This is a genomic window from Arthrobacter ginsengisoli (genome assembly GCF_031456935.1).
Lineage (GTDB): Bacteria > Actinomycetota > Actinomycetes > Actinomycetales > Micrococcaceae > Arthrobacter > Arthrobacter ginsengisoli.
The window spans coordinates 273,158-288,447 of record NZ_JAVDVQ010000001.1; the positions used below are offsets into that span (position 1 = coordinate 273,158).

Consider the following 15,290-nt stretch of genomic DNA (forward strand, 5'->3'; position numbering starts at 1 on the left):
CCGCGCCATCAGCCCAGCAGCGGGATCACGTCGATCCTGCCGTCCGGGCCGACGGTCACGAGCACCCGCGCGGCGACAACACCCTCGAGTTCCCGCGCCAGCCGGCCGGCGTCGGCAGCGGGGCCCGCCCCGCCGTCGGCCCTTCGCCAAACGGTCACGCCGGCCCCGGTGGCTTCCTCGATGACCCGGTGCAGCGGCGCCGGATCGGTCCCGGTCACCAGGACGACATGTCCGATGGTCCGTTTCCGGGCAGGCGCCTCCGCCGCGGGGACGGCACGCTCGCGGCGCCAGACCGCAAAGTGGTAGCCCGCCACGAGACCTGTGGCCACGAGCAGGCCGAGCGGGGCACGGATGCTCTCCACGAGGCTGCCGCCCGAGACGTCCGCCAGGAAGAACTCGAATATCCGGAACCCGATGACCAGCAGCGTCACGACGGCAACCACGGCGCTGAGACCGAACACCACAATCAGGTAGACGCGCCGGGCGCCCTGCCAGGTCCCGGACACACCCGGGCCGGCCGTCACCGCGGATGTCCGGTCGAGCGGCTTCCACGTGAGCCACCAGACCGGGCCTCCGACCAGGAGCGAACTGATGCCGCCGAGCAGGAGCGTGCGGGGCCCGGTCCCCACGAAGGGGGTGACCGCCAGGGCAAGGGCGGCGTTGACGATCACGCCGATCCCGGAGGCGGCGGCAACCAGTGCGACTCCGGAGGTCACCAGCCGGCTTCCCTGCCGGATGGCTTCCGAACTTTCCCGCGCCAGTCCGCGGTGGTAGACCCAGACGAGGGAGCCGATGGCGGCGGCCGCGACCGCCGCCGCCAGAGGCTCCAGCAGCCGATCCATCGGTTCGGTGCGGTCGAAGGCCAGCCGCAGCAGGACGAACACCGTCACTCCCGCACCGCCGAGTGTCAGCACACCGGCGCCGAGGACGCCAACGGCGATCAGGCCGACGCTGGCGAGCCCGCCGCGCAGCATCCGGCCGCCGTCGTGCTTCCAGTGCCACCACCAGACCAGCCCGCCGCCCGCCGCCCACACAAGGGACTGCAGCGCGGAAATCCACCAGGGCTTGCCCAGTGTCCCGGTGGTCAGGGCACCCCGGATCGCAACGTCGAGCAGGAGGGACAGGGCCGTGATGGCTCCGCTGACTCCGATCACGAGCCCGATGTAGCTGCCAAGCACGGTGGGGGCCTCAGCCAGATCCAGGGGCCGCTTGCGCGGATGCCGCCACATCCACCGGTGCCAGACCCAGACGGCAGCCCACACCAGCCCCGTGGCCAGCGAGGACCGCCACTGCAGCGACTGGCCGCCGATCAGCGTGGCCAGCGTGCTGAGCAGGTTGCTCAGCGCCAGAATCAGGGAGAGCACATAGGCGGCGGTCACATAGAGGCCCCAGCCGACCGAGGCACGTTCTGTTTCGTCGCCCAACCGCCGCCAGACGACCCACCAGAGGAGCGCAGCGAGGGGTCCGCCGACCAGGGCGAAAGCCAGCGAGCGCGCCAGCCCGGCAACGTCCGCCGTCGCCAGTTCCGTGCCTGACTCCAGCAGTCGTTCCAGCAGCCCGCTGAGTCCGACGGCGGCGATCACCACGAGGGCGAAGAGCAACAGGTAGGTGATCAGGCGGCGGACGGCCCGCTGTGCCGAACCCGCGGCCGAGTCAACGCTCATCACTTCACCACCGGGTTCGGGCACACAGCCAGGTCCCAGGGAGCACTGTCGATCAGCCACTTGTCCGCTGTCTTGACCAGGTCAAAGTTCTGCTCCATCTGGTACTCGTTGCTTCCGAACACCCCGCCGTTTTCGGAAACAGTGATCAGCACCGCGACGTCCGCAGTGGCCGGCCGCTCGGTCGTGGAGACGAGCGTGACGCGGAGGTTGCGCGCCCCCATCCGTGGCTTGTCGCTGCAGCGGGTCTTGGCGGCGTCAGACAGGTAGGCGGACGCGGCCTCCTCGTCCCCGGCAATTACGGCGGCGGAATACCGCTGGACCACACCGGCGGGGGTGGCCTCGTCCAACGGTGCAGGCTCGCCACGGGTGAACACAACGACCAGGGCGACAATTACCAGGACGGCAATGGCGGCAATGATGCCGAGCAGGGTCCGGTCCGGCCGAGGCGGCGCGGATGGTTCCGGGGCGGGCGCCGCCGGGGGTTGGGCTGCGGCCGGCTGTCGTTCGTTCGGCCCGGGCTCGTTTGACTCTGGAATCATGCCGTAAGTATGTTGCCGACGGGGACGGCCGTCACGATGTCTTTAGGCCTCATTCGGCCCTGACCTGGTGTTTCGCCGCCGTCGGAGGCCCCTCAGGATGAGCGAGCCGACGACGACGGCCAGGGCGGCATAGACGGCCAGGTTGAGGAAGCGCGAGTATTCGTCGATCAGCCGGTACTGCGCCCCGAGCAGGGCGCCCAGGCCGATCAGCAGCCCGTTCCAGATGCCGCTGCCCGCGACCGTGAACGCACTGAACGTCCCCAGGTGCATCCGCTGGGCCCCGGCGGGGAGCGAGATCAGGCTGCGAACGCCCGGCAGCAACCGGCCGAAGAAGACCGCGGACCGGCCGTGCCTGCTGAACCAGGCGGCGGCTTTTTCAAAGTCTTCGCGGTCCATCAGCGGCAGCCTCGACAGCCACCGGATCGACCGCTCCAGCCCCAGCCGCGCCCCGAGCCAATAGAGCACCAGCGCGCCAAGATAGGCACCGAGCGTGCTGGTGACCAGCACAAGGGCCATGTTCATGGTCCCCTGCCGCGTAAGGAATCCCGCCAGGGGAAGGATGACCTCGCTCGGAATCGGCGGGAAGACCGTCTCGGCCAGGGTGAACAGCCCCACTCCCCACTCGCCCAGCGCGTCGACGGCGCGCGCGGCGAATCCGGCCAGGCCGGTCATCTCGTCGACCGGGGCGGCGGCGGTCACGGCTGCCGCGGGCATTCGGGATCCTGGATCACTGTCGCTCCCTTCCGCGGCAATCGTGGCCAGCCTAACCGAAACAGCGTTCCCGGGGCCCGGTGCGGGTTCGTCGACGGCGCCTGCGGCAGGCACTACGCTCAGGAAATGGGAATCGTGCGGAAAGTCCTGGGCCTCCTCGTGTTGGTGATGGTCAGCCTGGTCGGCTCGGGGCCGGCAGCAGTGGCCGTCACGCCGCTCGAGATTGTCGTGGAGGACCGCGCCGGGGTACTGGACCACAACACGCTCCGACCGGCGGTGCAGGCGATCCATTTCTACCAGCCCACCAAGGTGGCTGTGTACACCTACAACGGCTCGGCCGCGGACAACCTCAACGAGGAGGTCCTGCGTTTTGCCCGGGCCGAGCATCCGGAGTGGATCAGCGGGGACGGGCAGAAGTGGGCGAACGGGCTCTTCATCTTCGCCCTTGACCCGGTGGGCCGTCATGTCGGGACCTATATGGGTGAAGACCGTAAGGTCTCGCTCGAACAACGTGAGGACATCCAGAACGCCGCCAAGGATCTGCTGCGCGATGCCCAGTGGACGGAAGGCACCATCGCCGGGATCCAGCGCGGCGCGGAACTGATCAACCAGCCGTGGTACCAGTCCACGGCCTTCCTCGTCACGGCCTGGACCACTGTGGTGGTGGCTGTCGCAGGCGCCGCCGCCTGGCTGATCGTTCGGTGGCGGACCAGGGTGAGCAGCCGCCGGGAACTGGCTCGCGGCGACGCCAGCTACTCCAGCGTGACCATGGATCTCCAGGTCACGGAACTCAACGCCGGCACTATCCCGGAAGCCTCGCGCTATGGAAGTACCGTGCTGGAGAAACACCGGACGTTCATGGCGAAGTACAACACCGCCACCGGCCTGGCCAACCAGGTCCATGCCCTGTCGTCCAGGGGACTAAGCAGGCGGCCGAACCTGAAGCTGGTCAGGGGCTACGCGGATGCCGCCGCCGAGCTCGACGCCCTCGACGACGTCATCGCGGACACGAACGCACTGCTCAACCAGGGCTCCGCGTGGGCTCCCGCCTGGGACCGGCAACTGGCCCCCTTCCGCGCCGACCTGGCCGCGATCGAACAGATGCTCAGCAAGCGCAACGCGGAGGGCGACTCCGCGACCGCGGCGGCCCTGCGCTCTTTCCGCGACCAAAGCCACAGTGACATCGAACGGTGGACCGCGGAGCTCTCGGACGGCTCGATCACGCCGGAAACGGCGCTGGACCGGCTGCGGGATGCCCGCACGCACCTATCGGAGCTGCTCAAGAACCACGCCGATACGGTCATCGACGGCTTCGCCAAGAACGAGAAGGAAGCCTCGCTGATGCGTCAGGAGATGGAGAGCGCACAGGCCGGAAGCAGAGCCAAGTACGGGCGAACGTACGAGCCCAGCATTCTGGGCACGGTCTACCCCGCCTACTACTTCTTCTCCGTGCCGACGTTCAACTCCGGCTTCAATACCGGCGTCAGCAGCGTGAGCACTGCCCGGGGCGGGGGCGGCAGCACCACCGGCTACGGCGGCAGCGGCGGCAGCTTCTCCGGCTCCGGCAGTTCCTCGAGCTTCTAGCCGGATCAGACGCTCTTGCTGTGTTCGACGACGAAATCGCCGCCGGGGAACAGGATGGTCTCGTGGCCGTCGTCGAACCTCACGTGATACGGCGGGGCTCCGTCCGCCCCCTTGACCTCCAGAATTTCGCCGTGCCGGTCCGATGACTCGACCGTGGTGCCACGGATGACGATGCGGTCGCCCTGGGCTGCTTTCATGGCATTCACCTCCGTTCACCAGCGTACGGTTCTGTGGCCCTTTGGGGAACGGCGCCCGCTAAAAGAGTCCGGCGGTGACTGTGGCCGTGAGCTCGTGGATAACGCGGGTACGGTCAGCCATATCCGACAGGTCCCGTCCCTGCGTGTAGACCACAAACACGTAAGCCCGCTCCCCCCGGACCAGAACGCTCGCGTCGTGCAAGTTGCCGTTGAGCAGACCGTACTTGTGGAAGACGCTGATCCCCGGCGGTGTGGCGGCCGGGATCAGGGTTTCGTAATTGGTCTGCTGCATGTAGGACAGCAACTGGGCGGTGTTTTGTGCATTGAGGAGCCGGCCGCTGTACAGCTCGGACAGGATCTTCCCCATCTCCGCGGGAGTCAGGGCGTTCACTGTCCGGTCGTAGGGGATGCCCATCGTGGCCGCATAGTTGATCAGTCCTTTGTGGCCCACGGCAGCCAGGATCAAGGCCCACGAATCGTTGTTGCTTTGCTGGACCATCTGCCGGATCTGCTGCCCGGCGGTGGACGCCCCCATCCGGGCCGCCAGGGACGCCTTGCCGGTTTCCACCAGATGGTAGTAGGCGGCAGCGGCGAGGATCTTGCCGGTGCTGGCGGCCACGAACTTGGTCTTTACGCCATACTCGTGCACGGCGCCGTCGCGCACGTCGATGAGGGCCACGCCCACCCGGTAGGCGCTGTTGGCTTCGATGACCGCGTTGATCTCCGCGTCGAGCGCCGGTCCGATGGTCGGGTCGGGGGAAGCGACGACGGGCGCCGGGACTGCGGCTGCTGACGGCGGTGCTGTGACTGCCGCGGGCGGTGCTGTTCCGGTGGCGGACAGCGGGTTGGCCGCGACTGCTGTTGCGGACGCTGACGTGGCCGGCGGCGCATCGGCATCCAGCGGTGGCCGGGCCTGGATGGTGGCGTACACGGTCGCGGCGGAGACCAGGCCCAGGACGGCGACCAGCACAATCAGGAACTGCGGGCGGATCCCGCCCAGAAGCCCCGGCAGGCCCCGCCCGGCGCCCCGGGCCGGCTCACGTGTATGTCGGCCGCTGCTGTAATGCCGGCCCGAACCCCAGGAATCCATCGGGACTCATCGCCGGAACATCGAAGGAGACGCAACGTCGGCTGACGCCACAGGCTGGTTCGCAGGCATGGTTGTCCTTCTCAAATTGGGAACGCGGTACGGCTTCAGTTTCCTTATTCTGCCCCGGGCTCAGCCTAGCGCAAGAGGGCGCGCCCGTAGGAGCTGGATCACGTACGCTGGAACCTGGCAGCCCGGCGAAGGAGTCCTCAATGCGCAAGGTCATTCTGATGATGCAGGTGTCATTGGACGGATTCATGGAGGGTCCGGACCGGGACCTGAGCTGGCACCGGGTCGATGAAGAACTGCACAGCCACTTCAACGAGCTGCTCCGGACCATGGGAGCCTTCCTCGACGGCCGGGTCACCTATGAACTGATGGCCGGATACTGGCCGACTGCGGACCAGGACCCCTCAAGCTCCGCCCCGGAGGCCGAGTTCGCGGGAATCTGGCGGGACATGCCGAAGATTGTCTACTCCAGGACCCTGGTGACGGCGGATTGGAACACCGAGGTGGTGCGCGACGTCGTCGCCGAGGACGTCGCCAGGCTCAAGGAACAGCCCGGCGGCGACCTCGCACTTGGCGGTGCCGATCTCGCGGCGGCCTTCCGGCGGCTCGGCCTGATCGACGAGTACCGGATCTATGTGCACCCGGTGCTGGTCGGGCGCGGCAAGCCGCTGTTCCAGCAGATGGAAGACATGACGCCGCTCCGGCTGCTGGAGACCCGCACCTTCGGCAACGGTGTGGTGCTGCTGCGGTACGCGGCGGAGCCGGACACCGGGCAGGCAGAAGGCCGGTGATCCACTGCCCCCAAGGCAACCGATCGACCGGCCTTCTGTGCGCTGGCGGTACTGCTAGCCGGCGCGGACGAACGTCACGGGGCCCGTGGCGGTCAGCCAGGACAGCGGGTGCGCCATAGTGGCGTTCACGCCGTTCATGCCGCCACTGATGGCCTGGCCGTTACCGGCGTAGATGGCAACGTGGCCGGACTGGACGATGATGTCGCCGGGCAGGGGTGCTGCGACTACCTTGCCGTATTTCAGGAAGGCCTGCGGGCCGATGTTACCGACCGGGATGCCGGCGGCGTTCAGGGCCTTCTCCACCATGGCGGTGCAGTCCTGCGTGATGCCGATCTGGCCATAGGCCACGGACAGCAGGGTGGCGTTGACTCCACCGGCCGCCGGGGCAGGCGCAGCGGCGGGAGCGGCCTGGACCTTGACGGTCGCCTTGGCGGCCGCCGGTGCTGCGGGGGCCGCGGCCGGTGCTGCCGGGGCCTTCGGAGCGGCTACGGGCTTGGGCGCCTCCACCACGGGAGCCGGGGCAGTCTCAACGGCCGGGCGCTCGAAGGTGATCTGGACGGCGGAGTCCGCCATGACCGGCGCGGAGACCTGGCCCTGGATGTCGACGGACGACGCCGGGGCGGCGTCGCGCTGGGTTGGAGCATCGGCGGCGTTGGCGGCCATGGCGCCGCTAAGCACCATTCCGGAAGCGGCTACGAGTACTGCGGCCTGGCGGCCGATGGTGCCGGCGGTGCGGCGGTTGCTGCGAACGGCGGCGTGTTTGGGCGCACGGGTATTGCTAAAAGTCATTAAAGGAGCCTCTCCCAATGCCTGCGAGGTGAGCTGTCGGATTCGGATGGGAGGCACCCGGCCGCACACTCGGGCCCGACGATGGCGGGCCGTGCGGCTTCACCCCAAGACCCCTGGAGAACAGCGGGTCAAAAGTGGTTTCCCCGTCTCTGCCGGACGTTGCTGCGAGTTATCCCCACGCCGCGGCAGAGTTAGGCAATCGGCTGGGGAGAGCCTGTCTCGGAAACAACAGGCACGCTTCAACGGTAACGGAATGATCACGACAAGTCACATTGAGGTAACTGCCGGAGCGGTTGGCGGGGGTCCCGAGGCTGACACCCAGGAGTGAGGCTCCAGGTCCCCTCCCGGGGAGGGTCAAGCTCCGATTCCCGCAGGTCAGACTCACATTGCCGCCCCAGAGCAGCGGCGCTCGCCGCCCATCATTCCGATGCCGGAAACGCCCGGTGAAAGTGTGATCTTAATCCCAGAAGGCCGGCGGTGCCCGAGGTTCCAGCGGGTCGTCGATGTGTTCGTAGGACCCGGTTCCGGTGACCGCTTCCGGAATCACGCAACCCGCGGCGGACGCCACCCCAGGCATAGGATGATGCCATCACCGTTCCCGCAAGCGGAGGCCCGAAAATGAACAGCCCTGAAGCCGCCAGGCACTGTGTCGCCATCTGCCAGCTGAGCAATCAGCGGCCGGAGGACTTCAACGTCAATACCGAACTGTTGGTCCTGGAAAACGGGGAAATCCATGTGTCCACGTGGGACGCCGAGCCCCGCGACGGCGGATTCGACGTCCACGTCCTGAATGACCGGGTGGACGCCCTCGGCTTTATGGTGATCACCGATTGGGAGTTCTTCGACGAAAAGGCCTACGCCGTCGTGGAGCGCCGCCCGGGCAGCTGACCGCAACCTTTCCAGCGACGCCAGGGAGGTTTGCCTCTGACGTCGTTGTTAGGCCGCCCCGGTGGAGTCCAGCCATTGGTGAAGGGAGGAATTGAACAGCCCGGGATGAGTGAAAGGCATTCCGTGCCCCACGCCCTGGTGGACCTGTAGTGTGCAGTTCCGGAATTTCGCCTGGTGGTCTTCCAATCCGCGCAAGAGCCGGGTGTCCTCCTTGTCACCGGCCATCAGGATCGCCGGCCGTGAAGAGCCCAAAGCCTCAGGAGGAACGACGAACGAGAAATTGGCATGTATTAGGCGCTTGAGCGTTCCGGCGGATATAGACCGCGATAAGACGTAGTAGTCCTCGAACCTGGTTAGGGGAATGCCGAGTTGAGCCGCCTGGGCGCTGGCGAAGCGGCGGTTCCGGCACAGCGGTGCGGAAGCCGCGGCGAGCAGGCTGAGAGCCGCTGCTCCGCGCCACGGGCTCAGAAGGGAGCTGACCACCACGAGGCGCTCGACATGCTCAGGGTAGGACGCTGCCAGCTGGATCGCGATCTGACCGCCAAGGGAAAAGCCAATGACAGTGACCGGGCGGGCTCGTTCCAAAAGGCCGACCTCGTGTGCGACTGCATCTGCGGCTCCGGCGTGCGTGGAAAAGGTGCCATCGCCCTGCGGATGATGCCCCGGAAGACAAGGGGTAAGGACAGTGAAATCACGAGCGAAGCTGGCATTTTGCTCCGCCCACATCCACGGTCCAACTCCGCCGCCGTGAATGAACACGAGGGTAGGACGTTTCCCTTCGGACTTTGCCGTCATATCGCCAGTCTTCCAGAGCCGGTGCGGTCAGAATTCCAGGTCCGGCCGGTGCCGTGCCATCTCGGCAAGCACGAGGGAGACCGCGTCGGCGGCGACGGCGCGCTCGGCGACCTTGCCGCCGTCGCGCCCGTCATCACGCTGCGGCGCCGCCGCCAGCACCGAGCGGGCGTGGCGCACGAACCGGGACCAGTCCCCCGCGCCGGCACGGAGATCGCGCAGCGGGGCCAGCAGTGCGGCTCGACGCAGCCAGTCGTCGGGATCCCGCACCCACCGGTCCAGGACACTGTCCGCACGCACCCGCGCCACGACGTCGAGGCCTGCGACCAGCGGGCCGACGACGTCCACGGCGAGCGGATCGACCAGGGCACCCAACCGTGCGCTCCGCACGAAGCCTTCGATCCGGGTCAGGTCGGTGTTGGTCAGCAGGCGGACGCTGGACTGCAGGAGCACGACGGCGGCGAGGCGGCGCTCGAAAACCGGCACCTCCCACAATTCGGAGCTCAGCGCCGTGATGTCGTCGTGCGTCAGTTCCGGGTGGCGGCGGTGGGCGTCGCGGACCGTTCCGCGCACGGCTCCGACGGACGCGCCGTAGTAGCGGTGATCGCTGCCGTGCCTTGACTCAGCTTCCGCGGCGCGGCTCCAGGACGACTCACGCTGCAGCGCCAAGTCTATGAATTCGCCGGCATCGCTCATGGAGTCATTCTTCCGCATGGCTCAGGCCGGTATGTTGTCGCAGGTGCCCGATAGCCTGTTTCCATGGACGGCAATCAGGGGCCCGGGATGGCTCCGGCAGCAGCAGGCGGTGTGGCGGTCCCCGGCGTGGCCCGCTCCCTGGCCGCGGTCCGGCCCTCCGCCGAGGGTGCCGGGCTGATCGGCCAGCCCGCCGAAGTCGAGGAGCTGAAGGCCGCCGCCGCCGCGGCCACTGGATCCACGGGCGCCTTAAATGTCGGGGCCCCGAGGTTCAATGGGTCTGTGGACGGCAACCAGGGGCCCAAGATGGCTCCGGCAGCAACTGGCGGGGTGGCGGTCACCGGCGTGGCCCGCTCCCTGGCCGCGGTCCGGCCCTGCGCCGAGGGTGCGTCTCTGATTGCTGAAATCCGGGCCCTGGAAGACCGGAAGTCTGCCCTGTCGGCCCGCCAGGCCCGGCTCGCGGTCGACTTCGACCTGCTCCAGCGCCGCGAACAAGCCGAGACCGGGATGCCGGCCGCGGAGCTGGGCGCCGGCGTCGCCGCGCAGCTCGCCCTCGCAAGGCGGGAATCCCCGGCCCGCGGCGGCCGGCTCCTGGGCCTGGCCAAAGCCCTCGTCACCGAAATGCCCCACACCCTCGCCGCCCTGGACACCGGCCAGCTCAACGAATGGCGCGCCACCCTTTTGGTGCGCGAAACCGCGTGCCTGTCCGCGGCGGACCGGGCCGCCGTGGACGCCGACCTCGCCGCCGACACCGGAACCTTCGACGGAACCGGGGACCGGAAGATCATTGCCGCGGCGCGGGCCGCCGCGTACCGCCGCGACCCGCGCTCGGTCACCCAGCGCGCCGGGCACGCCGCGACCGAACGGCACGTCAGCCTCCGCCCGGCCCCGGACACCATGTGCTACCTCACCGCCCTGCTGCCCGTCGCCGCCGGCGTCGCCGTGCACACCGCCCTGACCCGGCACGCCGACACCCTCCGGGCCACCGGGGACCCCCGCACCCGCGGCCAGCTCATGGCCGACACCCTCGTCGAACGCACCACCGGCACCCCCGGCGGGATCACCGGCATCGAGATCCAGCTCGTCAGGACCGACCGCACCCTCTTCCAGGGCGACAGCGAACCCGCCCGGCTCCCCGGCTACGGCATCATCCCCGCCGGCCACGCCCGCGCACTCCTCGTCCCCGACCAGAACCCGAACCAGGCAGACCCGGACGAGGGCCAGGACCAGGCCCTGAACGTCTGGCTCCGCCGGCTCTACACCGCCCCCGGCACCGGAGAGCTCACCGCGATGGACTCCCGCGCCCGGCTCTTCCCGCCCGGCCTCCGGCGATTCGTGCACCTCCGCGACGACACCTGCCGCACCCCCTACTGCGACGCCCCGATCCGGCACCTGGACCACATCATCCCCTGGCACCACGGCGGCACCACGGACCAAAACAACGGCGCCGGCCTCTGCGAAGCCTGCAACCACACCAAAGAAACCCCCGGCTGGAACGCCCAACCCCGCCCCGGCCCCCGACACACACTCCACATCACCACCCCCACCGGCCACACCTACCAATCAAAAGCACCCCCACTACCGGGAACCAGGGTCAGCGGAACGGCGCCGGACCAACCCGTGGCTCCCAACCGGCACCACCACCACCGCGAACTCCGCCACCGCCTGAAAATTGCCAACCATTCGCGCCCCGGCAAACCGCTTGCAGCCTGAAGTGCCGCCGGGTCGCTCCGCGGTTTCGTGGCGGATGAAATTCAGCCGCCCGCCAGCAGATGAAGGATGGCCCCGCCCAACGGCCCTCCGGCGGACAGCAGCAGAAATCCTGCGCACGGCAGGCCGAGCACCCAGGTTGCCCGCCGCCGTCGTGCCCTGTTCACCAGCAGCCGAAGGGCAGCGAAGTTTTGCTGGACTGTGCGGGCGTCACCCGGCTGGGCCGGATTGCGGTGCCAGGTTTGGGCGAGGACGGCCGCCGCCGCGATCCGGGACACCTGCTCCGGCTTCAACACCTGCCCTCGCCGCCTGAGCCAGCCCAAAAGCTGCCGCTCCGTGACCACCGAGACCTGGTCCGGCGTTGCCTTAATGGTGAGCGTTTTGGGTTCCACGATCACCACGACACCGTCGACGTCGACGTCGTGTCCCGACGCCGCGCTAAGGAGTTTGGCCGCCCGGGCCGCTTCATGCGCCGCGTTGTACAGGTGGCGTGTTTTCTTCCCTGCCACCAGGAGGGACCGCCCGGCCACCCAGACGGCCTGGCCCGAGTGATTTTTCGTGTTGATGGTGAACACCCCGGCGGGGCCCACCAGCACGTGATCAATATCGGAGGAACCCGTCCCCACCGGCACGGCATGCAGGACCAGCCACTCCGGCCCCAGCTCCGCCAGGATTCTACCGACCGCGATCTCTCCCAGCGCGCCCTTGAACCAGGGCCTGGTTTCCTCGCTCAACGGGTTGACGCCAAAGATCCGCTGGAGGGTGGAGCGCGGTCGGACCATACGCTGGAGAGCCAGTAACTCCTCCATGACAGCCTGGCCTGGAACCCGCGCTCCTAACAGCACTGGTGAGAGGTCGGAAGTCATGGTGTGGGCTTCAGATGGCATCGCATGGGAGCGATCCTACGTGGGCATTTCCTCGGTCGGCCATCCGACTGGCCGGGCTGGGGCGTTACTGCCCGGGGGCCCGGTAGGACGGGGTCTTCTTGGCCGCCTCGTCGAGATCCTCCGGGGTCATGAGCGGCTTCAGACGCACGTTCACAGAGCCGGTCGAATTGATCAGGAGGGAAAGCGCCGCGGCGTCGGCCGGCCCCGGGACGTCAAAGACTCCCAGCACGTCGGTCTTCCCGAAGGCGTAGTAGAAACATTCGAGTGTGCCGTCCACGGATTTGAGGGCTCCGACCAGCGCATCACGGCGTTTGGAGCCCCCTTCACGCATTAGGCCCTTGATGCCGTCGCCCACATAGTTCGCTTCGAACAGATATTTGGCCATGGTCTTCCCGTCCTGTGATGTCCAGGACTCGGGCACCACAAGGTGTTCGAAACCCTGAAAGGGCACGTCCCGGAGTGTTGTCCCCAGAGTGGGGCTGTGGGCACATCCTAGGCTTTCCCCCACACCCTGACAACGGGTTGCTGCAGAGCCCGGTTGCGCCACCGCCTCCCGGCTATGACTCTTTGGGATGGACGACAAGGACGGGGCATGGGGCATGGCTGCTGACCTGGGTGGAAACCGAGCCCAGGTGCAGTCCGGGAAATCCGCCGTGCCCGCGGGAGCCCACGACAACGAGGTCCGCGGCCGTGGCCGCGTCGAGTACGGCGGAAGCCGCCGAATCACTGTGCACAACCTGCCCGGTGGCCGTCACGCCCTCGTCCTCAGCGGTCTTCAGAGCGGCAGCCTGGATCGTCTCTGCCACTTGTTGGGGGGAATCCTCGGTCACTTTTTTGTCGCCGACGGCCGTCTCGAGCAGCGCCGGATACCAGGCGAGCGGCGGTTTGCTCCAGACCGTGATGAGACGAAGCTGGCCGTCACGCAGTTTGGCCTCGTCCACGGCCCATTTCAGGGCATGTCGGGAATTCTCGGAACCGTCAAAACCCACCACAATTACGAACGATCCTGAACCGGTCATTGTCTTTACGTTCCTTAGTGTCAGTGGGCCGCCTGGATTCTTCAGTGTCTGTGTCCGTGAAAGTCAGTGTCAAGCTCCGCCCGACGGACCCGGACGCTCCTGGCTCGCCCGGAGCAGTCGGCGTGCAGACCCTGTGACAACGTGCCCTATGACAACGTGGCCGCAACCACTATTCTCTTGCCATGAGAGATGGGGGCGCATTCTGGCGACGGAGGCGCGCCGGCCTGGCGGGGACTTCCCGTGCCGCGCGGCGCGGCAGTGCGGCGGTGCAGTGCGGCAGTGCGGCAGTGCGCCATGACTGACAACGGCGCACCGGCGCAGGACAATTACGAGGCATTCATGGCGAGGCTGGACGCTGCGACCACCAGCCTGAGCACGCGGGCGGGTTCGCTGGACAGGGCGCTGGCGGCCGTCACGTTGCTCCTGGGACCCTATGAATCCGCTGTAGGGAAATGGGAACGGCGGCGCCTTTACGTCAGCGGGCAGCTCGCCCGGCATTCCGGCGCGGCGCGGTCGTACACGGCGCTGAGCGATCTCCACGACGTGGCGGTGAAAATGGAAGCCATGCTCCGTGGCCGTGTCCAGCGCGTCACGGAAAAGTTAGCGGTCATGCGGAGTCGCCGCGAGGCGATCGACAATTCCCTGCTGGAGCTTGAGCTGAGCAGGGTCAAACTGAATTCGTCCCGGTTGCTGGCACAGGACCGCGAAAGGTTGAGCAGCGTCTTTTCTGCCCTCACCAGCTCGGCCGCTGCCACCTCAGCCCAGCCGGACTTGGGTCTGCTGAGTGATCTCAAAGCTGCACGCGAGGCAGTCGTCCTGGCCGAAGCGCTGATGGAAGTGAAGGGGTACTAACCATGGAACGCCCACTGCACGCCCAGCCCCACAAGAGCACCGTGGCACTTGTTCGGTGGTCCAAGAAGCCAGGCGAGAATCCCGTGATCAGGTTCATCATTCTCACTGTCTTCGGTTTGATCCTGTGCCTGTTCCTGATGATCTTTATGCCTGGCCTCCGGAGCGGCGGGGCCGTCGCCTTGTTCACGGTCTCCTTCGCTGCCCTGCTCACGATTCCCGCGGTCTCCGGTCAGCGGACCTTCATGCGGGGGCTGACGCAGAGGGTCAACGACACGATCGCCGAGGTTTCGGACTCCCCCGGTGACCAATTGTCGGTTGGGGAATTTCGGCGCTTGATCAAGAGCGGCGAGCCGCTGCCTCTGCTCGTCGGCGGGGTGCCCGGGTTGAGCCTGCACGTCGAACGGGTAGCTACGGCGGAGGAAAATGCCCCGCAGAAATGGTTGGCGGTCTTTACTGTGGTCCCGCCGGAGAACGGCGCCGCAAGTTTCGATCGGTTGGTTGCCGCAGCCATCGACGCCGACCGCGGCGTCACCGGCACTTCCGGCACCAATCCTTCCTAAACTGCGGGGGCGCGGTTCAGGCCCTTGGCGTACGCGGCCTGCCCCGCGTGCTGGAGGCCGTCGGCGATGGTGCTCACCAGCCGCACTCCGAGCGTGACAGGCGGGTCCCAGCGGGTGTCGACGATGCGGTCGAAGTCCGCGTCGCCGAGGGTGGCCAGGAAGGTCACGGTCTGCCGGTGAACGGCGTCGTAGTATTCCTGCAACAGCTCCGGCGGGGCCTTCACGGCGTTGACTTTGTCGAAGGAATGGCCGTACCCGGTATCGCGTTCGGACAGCGGCAGACCGAACCGGCCGGCAAACCCCTGCGCAGTCCAGACCTGTTTCAGTCCGGCGGCAGAGGCGAGCTGCGCGTCCTCTACCCGGCTAAGGTGCCAGATCAGCCACGCAATCGAGTTCCCGTTGCCGGCGGGCCGGCGGACCAGGGCGTCGTCGTCGATCCCTTCAAGAGTGGCTGCCACGATCTCCCGGATCCGGCCGAAGCTGTCGAGCAGCAGTTCGTTGGATTTCATCGACTCCCC

The 15,290-nt window shown here is 67.5% G+C and carries 18 protein-coding genes and 1 riboswitch; of the genes, 6 read left to right on the top strand and 12 right to left on the bottom strand.

Annotation, left to right across the window (positions count from 1 at the left end):
• Nucleotides 1-8 precede the first annotated feature (8 nt).
• Genes J2X01_RS01275 through J2X01_RS01285 form a run of 3 tightly spaced genes read right to left on the bottom strand, consistent with a single transcriptional unit; the run spans nucleotide 9 to nucleotide 2,917 of the window.
• Complete coding sequence (locus tag J2X01_RS01275; RefSeq protein WP_310049827.1) at nucleotides 9-1,664, bottom strand: DUF5671 domain-containing protein; 1,656 nt, start codon at nucleotides 1,662-1,664, stop codon at nucleotides 9-11.
• Nucleotides 1,664-2,203 (bottom strand): LpqB family beta-propeller domain-containing protein, encoded by a 540-nt coding sequence (locus tag J2X01_RS01280; protein ID WP_310049829.1) that lies wholly within the window; start codon nucleotides 2,201-2,203, stop codon nucleotides 1,664-1,666. Before J2X01_RS01280 ends, J2X01_RS01275 begins: the two co-directional genes overlap by 1 nt.
• Before the next feature lie 42 nt (nucleotides 2,204-2,245).
• Nucleotides 2,246-2,917, bottom strand: a complete 672-nt coding sequence (locus J2X01_RS01285; RefSeq protein ID WP_310049830.1) for a DedA family protein — start codon at nucleotides 2,915-2,917, stop codon at nucleotides 2,246-2,248.
• Between the two features lie 123 nt (nucleotides 2,918-3,040).
• Between J2X01_RS01285 and J2X01_RS01290 the strand changes: the two genes are divergently transcribed.
• Nucleotides 3,041-4,498, top strand: coding sequence for a DUF5129 domain-containing protein (locus J2X01_RS01290; RefSeq protein WP_310049831.1), 1,458 nt, complete (start codon nucleotides 3,041-3,043; stop codon nucleotides 4,496-4,498).
• Between the two features lie 5 nt (nucleotides 4,499-4,503).
• Here J2X01_RS01290 and J2X01_RS01295 read toward each other — a convergent pair whose 3' ends face one another.
• The gene (locus J2X01_RS01295) at nucleotides 4,504-4,695 is read right to left on the bottom strand and encodes a DUF1918 domain-containing protein (RefSeq protein ID WP_310049832.1); all 192 of its coding nucleotides are present in this window, start codon (nucleotides 4,693-4,695) and stop codon (nucleotides 4,504-4,506) included.
• Nucleotides 4,696-4,753: 58 nt separating this feature from the next.
• Entirely contained in the window at nucleotides 4,754-5,785 is a 1,032-nt protein-coding gene (locus J2X01_RS01300) for a serine hydrolase (protein WP_310049833.1), read from the bottom strand.
• A 209-nt stretch (nucleotides 5,786-5,994) separates the two neighbouring features.
• Here J2X01_RS01300 and J2X01_RS01305 point away from each other — a divergent pair, with 209 nt between their 5' ends.
• Complete coding sequence (locus J2X01_RS01305) at nucleotides 5,995-6,582, top strand: dihydrofolate reductase family protein (protein WP_310049835.1); 588 nt, start codon at nucleotides 5,995-5,997, stop codon at nucleotides 6,580-6,582.
• A 54-nt stretch (nucleotides 6,583-6,636) separates the two neighbouring features.
• Here J2X01_RS01305 and J2X01_RS01310 read toward each other — a convergent pair whose 3' ends face one another.
• The gene (locus J2X01_RS01310) at nucleotides 6,637-7,371 is read right to left on the bottom strand and encodes a C40 family peptidase (RefSeq protein WP_374724904.1); all 735 of its coding nucleotides are present in this window, start codon (nucleotides 7,369-7,371) and stop codon (nucleotides 6,637-6,639) included.
• 4 nt (nucleotides 7,372-7,375) lie between these two features.
• Nucleotides 7,376-7,545: riboswitch (cyclic di-AMP (ydaO/yuaA leader) on the bottom strand.
• A 444-nt stretch (nucleotides 7,546-7,989) separates the two neighbouring features.
• Between J2X01_RS01310 and J2X01_RS01315 the strand changes: the two genes are divergently transcribed.
• Nucleotides 7,990-8,259, top strand: a complete 270-nt coding sequence (locus tag J2X01_RS01315) for a hypothetical protein (RefSeq protein WP_310049837.1) — start codon at nucleotides 7,990-7,992, stop codon at nucleotides 8,257-8,259.
• 48 nt (nucleotides 8,260-8,307) lie between these two features.
• Here J2X01_RS01315 and J2X01_RS01320 read toward each other — a convergent pair whose 3' ends face one another.
• Together J2X01_RS01320 and J2X01_RS01325 are read right to left on the bottom strand one after the other, a co-directional pair.
• Nucleotides 8,308-9,054, bottom strand: coding sequence for an alpha/beta fold hydrolase (locus tag J2X01_RS01320; RefSeq protein ID WP_310049838.1), 747 nt, complete (start codon nucleotides 9,052-9,054; stop codon nucleotides 8,308-8,310).
• Nucleotides 9,055-9,081: 27 nt separating this feature from the next.
• On the bottom strand, nucleotides 9,082-9,747 hold the full coding sequence (locus J2X01_RS01325; RefSeq protein ID WP_310049839.1) for a DNA alkylation repair protein: 666 nt from the start codon (nucleotides 9,745-9,747) through the stop codon (nucleotides 9,082-9,084).
• 303 nt (nucleotides 9,748-10,050) lie between these two features.
• Here J2X01_RS01325 and J2X01_RS01330 point away from each other — a divergent pair, with 303 nt between their 5' ends.
• Nucleotides 10,051-11,457, top strand: coding sequence for an HNH endonuclease (locus J2X01_RS01330; RefSeq protein WP_310050202.1), 1,407 nt, complete (start codon nucleotides 10,051-10,053; stop codon nucleotides 11,455-11,457).
• 41 nt (nucleotides 11,458-11,498) lie between these two features.
• Here the strand turns inward: J2X01_RS01330 and J2X01_RS01335 are convergent, their stop codons facing one another.
• The 3 genes from J2X01_RS01335 to J2X01_RS01345 all read right to left on the bottom strand — a co-directional run bounded on the left by J2X01_RS01335 (nucleotide 11,499) and on the right by J2X01_RS01345 (nucleotide 13,360).
• Nucleotides 11,499-12,263: a nuclease-related domain-containing protein gene (locus tag J2X01_RS01335; RefSeq protein WP_310049842.1), complete on the bottom strand. Its 765-nt coding sequence runs from the start codon at nucleotides 12,261-12,263 to the stop codon at nucleotides 11,499-11,501.
• A gap of 142 nt (nucleotides 12,264-12,405) precedes the next feature.
• A complete protein-coding gene (locus J2X01_RS01340; RefSeq protein ID WP_310049844.1) occupies nucleotides 12,406-12,726 on the bottom strand; it encodes a GYD domain-containing protein in 321 nt (106 codons plus the stop codon).
• Between the two features lie 172 nt (nucleotides 12,727-12,898).
• A complete protein-coding gene (locus J2X01_RS01345; protein ID WP_310049845.1) occupies nucleotides 12,899-13,360 on the bottom strand; it encodes a universal stress protein in 462 nt (153 codons plus the stop codon).
• Nucleotides 13,361-13,654: 294 nt separating this feature from the next.
• Here J2X01_RS01345 and J2X01_RS01350 point away from each other — a divergent pair, with 294 nt between their 5' ends.
• Both J2X01_RS01350 and J2X01_RS01355 read left to right on the top strand, forming a co-directional pair.
• Nucleotides 13,655-14,212, top strand: a complete 558-nt coding sequence (locus J2X01_RS01350) for a hypothetical protein (protein ID WP_310049846.1) — start codon at nucleotides 13,655-13,657, stop codon at nucleotides 14,210-14,212.
• 2 nt (nucleotides 14,213-14,214) lie between these two features.
• Nucleotides 14,215-14,772, top strand: a complete 558-nt coding sequence (locus J2X01_RS01355; protein ID WP_310049848.1) for a hypothetical protein — start codon at nucleotides 14,215-14,217, stop codon at nucleotides 14,770-14,772.
• Here J2X01_RS01355 and J2X01_RS01360 read toward each other — a convergent pair.
• Nucleotides 14,769-15,281 carry a mycothiol transferase gene (locus tag J2X01_RS01360; protein ID WP_310049850.1) on the bottom strand — a complete coding sequence of 171 codons (513 nt, stop codon included), beginning with the start codon at nucleotides 15,279-15,281 and terminating at the stop codon, nucleotides 14,769-14,771. The genes J2X01_RS01355 and J2X01_RS01360 overlap by 4 nt on opposite strands.
• Between the last annotated feature and the right edge of the window lie 9 nt (nucleotides 15,282-15,290).